The organism is Microbacterium sp., assembly GCF_049661145.1.
Lineage (GTDB): Bacteria > Actinomycetota > Actinomycetes > Actinomycetales > Microbacteriaceae > Microbacterium.
On the sequence record NZ_JBASZT010000128.1, the window covers coordinates 1 to 4,856 of the forward strand.

At 69.3% G+C, this 4,856-nt stretch carries 6 protein-coding genes; 1 reads left to right on the forward strand and 5 read right to left on the reverse strand.

What is annotated here, in order from left to right:
* Positions 1–131: 131 nt before the first annotated feature.
* The 3 genes from WBP48_RS05675 to WBP48_RS05685 are packed head-to-tail and all read right to left on the reverse strand — an operon-like array spanning position 132 to position 2,904.
* Positions 132–1,118, reverse strand: a complete 987-nt coding sequence (locus WBP48_RS05675; RefSeq protein WP_424437371.1) for an ABC transporter substrate-binding protein — start codon at positions 1,116–1,118, stop codon at positions 132–134.
* Positions 1,115–1,900 carry an ABC transporter ATP-binding protein gene (locus WBP48_RS05680; RefSeq protein ID WP_424437374.1) on the reverse strand — a complete coding sequence of 262 codons (786 nt, stop codon included), beginning with the start codon at positions 1,898–1,900 and terminating at the stop codon, positions 1,115–1,117. The genes WBP48_RS05675 and WBP48_RS05680 overlap by 4 nt, the downstream gene beginning before the upstream one ends.
* Complete coding sequence (locus WBP48_RS05685; RefSeq protein WP_424437377.1) at positions 1,897–2,904, reverse strand: FecCD family ABC transporter permease; 1,008 nt, start codon at positions 2,902–2,904, stop codon at positions 1,897–1,899. The genes WBP48_RS05680 and WBP48_RS05685 overlap by 4 nt, the downstream gene beginning before the upstream one ends.
* Positions 2,905–2,987: 83 nt before the next feature.
* Between WBP48_RS05685 and WBP48_RS05690 the strand changes: the two genes are divergently transcribed.
* Positions 2,988–4,058, forward strand: coding sequence for a CobW family GTP-binding protein (locus WBP48_RS05690; RefSeq protein ID WP_424437380.1), 1,071 nt, complete (start codon positions 2,988–2,990; stop codon positions 4,056–4,058).
* A 183-nt stretch (positions 4,059–4,241) separates the two neighbouring features.
* On the opposite strand, the gene WBP48_RS05695 is transcribed toward WBP48_RS05690, so the two are convergent.
* Together WBP48_RS05695 and WBP48_RS05700 are read right to left on the reverse strand one after the other, a co-directional pair.
* A complete protein-coding gene (locus tag WBP48_RS05695; protein ID WP_424437383.1) occupies positions 4,242–4,481 on the reverse strand; it encodes a DUF433 domain-containing protein in 240 nt (79 codons plus the stop codon).
* A gap of 45 nt (positions 4,482–4,526) precedes the next feature.
* Positions 4,527–4,652 carry a hypothetical protein gene (locus tag WBP48_RS05700; RefSeq protein WP_424437386.1) on the reverse strand — a complete coding sequence of 42 codons (126 nt, stop codon included), beginning with the start codon at positions 4,650–4,652 and terminating at the stop codon, positions 4,527–4,529.
* Positions 4,653–4,856 lie beyond the last annotated feature (204 nt).

Consider the following 4,856-nt stretch of genomic DNA (forward strand, 5'->3'; position numbering starts at 1 on the left):
GTCGAGGGCCGTACCCGGCGGGAGGCCCTCGACCTCGGCGATGAGGTGACGGTTCACCGGACCGTGCTCGGACCACGTGTGGTCGGTGTAGAACCCGTCCCAGAACGCGGTGGCGCCGGGCATGGGACTGCTCACGGTGCGACGGTCTTCACATCGGCGGCGATCGCTTCGAGAGCGTTCACGATGCCGACTCCGCTGCCCTGGGCGAGGTTCTCGTTCGCACCGTAGACGCGATCCTCCTTCACCGCGGCGAGATCGGGGAGTGCGGCGGCGAGGTCGGCGATCGCGGCCTGCTCGTCGCCGACGTAGTTCACGAACACGATGTCGGGGTTCATCGCGAGCGCTTGCTCGGTGTTGAGCTCGGCGAACGGGGTCGGCAGGTCGGCGAACTCGTTGGTCAATCCGAGCGCCTCAACGAAGGCGGATGCCGGGTAGCCGCCGATCGCGTAGACCTTACCGCCGACGACCTTGAGGAAGGCGACCGTCGCAGTGCTGCCCCCCAGCGAGGCCTTTGCGGCGGCGACGCGGTCCTTCAACTCGTGGTTGAGCTCGTCGGACTTCGCGGGCACGTCGTAGATCTTCCCGAGGTTGGTGATGTCGGCGTAGACGGTCTCGATGGACTGATTGCCCGACGGCTGAGCACAGTACGCGCCCATGACGTACGCGTTCGCGCCGATGCCGGTGAGGTCGTCGTAGGACAGCGTGCCCTGGCCAACCAGCTGCGCCTCGTTGAAAGACAGGAACAGGTCGGGCGCGGCCTCGATCATCGGCTCGCGCGCGGGGATGACGTCTGGGGAGACGACGGTGACGCCCGCGGGCAGGTCGGCGGGCGCCTGGCCGCGGTCGTCGGGCCCGAGGACGACGCCGGTCACGGAATCGCCGACGCCGAGTGCGTCGAGGGTCTCCAGGGTGCGCCAGTTGCCGAGCACAACGCGGGAGGGCGCTTTCTCGTAGGTGAAGTCACGCCCACACGACGACACGGTCACCGGGTAGGCAGCATCGGCGGACGCGCTGGGCGTCTCGGAGATCGTGTCGGCGGGGGTAGCGGCAGAGCAGCCGGCGAGCGCGAGGCCGGCCAGCAGCAGCACGGCGGGCGCCGCGCGATGGGTGGTGTTCATGCGGGGGTGCTTTCTGTGATCGGGCGCGGGCCGAGAAGGACCGCGCGGGTTCCGGTGAGAGGGTTGATCGTGATGGCCGCGGCAACGCCGAATACGTCGCCGATGAGTTCGGGGGTGAGCACCTCGTCGGGGCCACCGGCGGCGACGAGGCGGCCCGCATCGAGCAGGAGGAGCCGGTCGCAGTACGCCGCGGCGAGGTTCAGGTCGTGCAGGGCGGCGATCACGGTGACGCCGAGACCGCGGAACAGGCCGAGCAGATCATGCTGCGCGGCGAGGTCGAGGTGATTGGTCGGTTCGTCGAGCAGCACGACCGGAGTCGTCTGCGCGAGGGTGCGGGCCGCGAGCACCCGCTGGCGCTGCCCACCCGAAAGGGTGTCGATCCGCCGGTCCGCCAGATCGGTGACACCCGCGGCGTCCAATGCTTCGCCCACACGGTCGTGGGGGTCTTCGTCTGCGCCGAGAAGCCGCCGGTGCGGCAGTCTGCCGGTCTCCACGACATCGCGCACCGTGGCGCGGGCGTCCGTGCCGTCGTCCTGCAGGAGCACCGCGACCCGGCGGGCGATCTCCCGCGTCGAGAGCCCCGCAACATCCGTGCCGTCGAGGAGCACCACCCCCTGCGAGGGCGTCAGCGCGTGCCAGATCGTACGCAGCAGCGTGGACTTGCCTGAGCCGTTCGGGCCCAGCAGCCCCACCAGGTGGCCACCCTCGACGGTGGCGGTGATGTCCTCGAGGATCTGCGCGGTGCCGATGCGAACCGAGACCGCGTGCAGTTCGACGCTCATACGGGAGCTCCCCGGTCAGTGCGGGCAAGCTGGGCGATGAACAGCGGGGCGCCGACGGCGGCGGTGATGATCCCGATCGGCAGCTCGGTCGGTGCGAGCAGAGTGCGGGCGAGGATGTCGGCGGCGGGGAGGAACGCCGCGCCGAGCAGCAGGCTCGCTGGCAGAACGCGGCGGTGAGCGGCGCCGACGAGGAAACGGGCGGCGTGCGGGATGACGAGCCCGACGAACCCGATGCCACCGACGGCCGCGACGACGCACGCCGTGATGAGAGCGGCGATCCCCATGAGCTCGAGCTGAAACCGCCCCACCGGCACGCCCTGCGAGCGAGCCAGTTCGGGGCCTGCGGCGAGGGCGTCGAGCCAGCGGGCGCGCACCAGCATCCATCCACAGCCGAGCGCGGTGACAATCACCAGCGGCGGCAGGTCGTCCCAGCCGACCCCTGCGACCGAGCCGAGGGTCCAGAACAGGGCGCGCTGCAGCTGGGTCGGGGTCGCCATGATCTGCAGAAAGTACGTCGCCGCGCCCAGCAGGTAGCCGATCGCGACGCCGGAGAGGATCACGCGCCCCGGCATCCACCCTCTGCCGCGGCGCGCGAGAGCGATGATCACGAGGAACGCCGCGATCGCGCCGGTAAACGCCGCGGTGGTGATGCCGAGGCTCCCCGCGCCGAGGAGGACGATCGCCGCGACGGCACCAAGGCTCGCTCCCGGAGTCACGCCGATCACGTAGGCGTCTCCGAGAGGGTTGCGCACGACGGCCTGGATCACAACGCCGGTCACCGCCAGGGCGATGCCCACAACGATGCCGGCGAGTACGCGCGGAAGGCGCACATCCCACACGATCTGTTCCGCCATGCGCCCAGCGTCCGGCGTCGTGCCGAAGAGATGGGTGGCAATGACCTGGCTGACCTCGTCCAGAGGAACGGCGACCTGACCGACGAGGACTCCGGCCACCGCGACGACGAGGACGAGCGCGACGGCGCCGAACCATGCCCCGCGGCTCATCTACCCTCCTCTAGGTGATAATTGTTCTCAGTAAAAATGTCGAGGAAAACGGTACGGCGACGAAGGGGCAGGTGAAAATTCTCATGCTGAATCAGCAAGACGCACCGCTCAGGCCTTCGTTGGCGGCGGTCGAGCGGGTGCCGGTCGTCGCGGTGACCGGCTACCTCGGGGCGGGCAAGACCTCGCTCCTCAACCACCTGCTGCGCGCGCCCGGTGCGCGGATCGGCGTGGTCGTCAACGACTTCGGTGCGCTGAACGTCGATGCCGCCCTCGTGACGGGGCAGGTCGACGAGGCGGCGGGCATCTCCGGCGGGTGCCTGTGTTGCCTGCCGGATGCCGGTGGACTCGACACGGCGCTGGAGAAGCTCGCGCATCCTCGGCTGCGGCTGGATGCCATCGTGGTGGAGGCCAGCGGCGCTGCCGACCCGGTCGTGCTGGCTCGGCTCATCCGGTTCAGCGGGGTGGAGCGGATCAGGCCCGGCGGCATCGTCGAGGTGATCGACGCCGTCGAGCACTTCCGCACCGTCGACACGTGGCCGGAACCACCGGCCCGGTACGCGGCGGCATCCCTCGTCGTGATCGGCAAGACCGATCTGCTCCCCGCCGGCGAGCGCGAACGCACCGTCGTGCGGATCCGCGAACGCGTGCGCCTACGCAACCCGCACGCGCAACTCGTCGTCGCGCGAGCGGGGCGGATCGACCCCGCGCTCGTCTTCGACACCGCGAACCGCGACGACCCCGAGGACGAACTGCCCATCGCCGCGCTCTTGCGCGACGGGCACGGCGAGCACCATGATCACGACGGGCACGAGCACGCCAAGGCCGCCGCGGTGCTGCTGAACCGGCCTGTGGCGCCCGGCGCGCTGATCGACCTGCTCGAAGAACCTCCCGACGGCGCGTACCGGATCAAGGGCCGGGTGCGGGTGCGCGGTGCGCGGACCGAACGCGGGTACGTCGTCAACGTCGTGGGCCGGATGATCCACATCGCCCCTCTGCCCGAACCCCCTCCGGTCGGCGAACTCGTCGCAATCGGGGTCGACCTCGATCCCACGGAGGCCGAGCAGCGATTGCGGGCGGTCGCCGCGGCATCCTCAGACCAACCCGACCCCTTGGGGTTACGACGACTACGGCGCCACCGCCGCCTCAGCGACTGACGCGGGAGGCCACCTTGGATCAATAGAGGACGGCTCTCAGCGCGTACCTCACGCAGGCACATTCAGCGCGGATCCACCAAGGAGGTTTCCCTACTGGTCGTTGAGCGAGAGAGCCGCAGGCGACCGAGACGAAACGCAGCACGCTCTCGCAGGTGCAACCCCCTGCCGCTCGCGGTGAGCGCTTCAAGCGACGATGCGGAGCACACGTGCGGACGACTCAAGCGCGGCGAACTCCAATGCGGCGAGGATGTCTTCGCGTTCGAGCTCGTCGTAATCGCTGAGAACATCGTCGTAGCTCATGCCCGACGCGAGGAGCCCGAGCACGTCCTGCACGCGCAACCGCATTCCACGGATCGTGGGCGCACCATGACAGACTGCCGGATCTACCGTGATCCGGTCGAGGTTGCTGGCGAGGACGCTCATGCGGAGATTCTACCCAGGGCGACGGACGCTGTGGCGTTGGAAAGATCAGCACGTGCGCCGGATGCCGCCCTGCGCATCACCGACGACCCCACCGACGAGGCCCTCCTCGCTGGGGGGAGCATCCCGATGGCCCTGCTGATCGGGATGCTCCTCGACCAACTTGTCGGTCATCGCGGAGCGTCCAGATCTCACCTCTCTGCATCAAGCAGCTTCGCTGCCATGCGGGGGGCGAACTCCGTAGCGTCATCCTCTGACCCGGATCCGCGAGTAGTGGTTGTTGGTGTGTGATTTCGGGTTCTCGTGCTTCGGTCCGCCGGGGTTCGCTGGTTCGGGCGTGACGGTGTCGCGCCTGTCGCGGCGTTGGGCGGAGGTTCC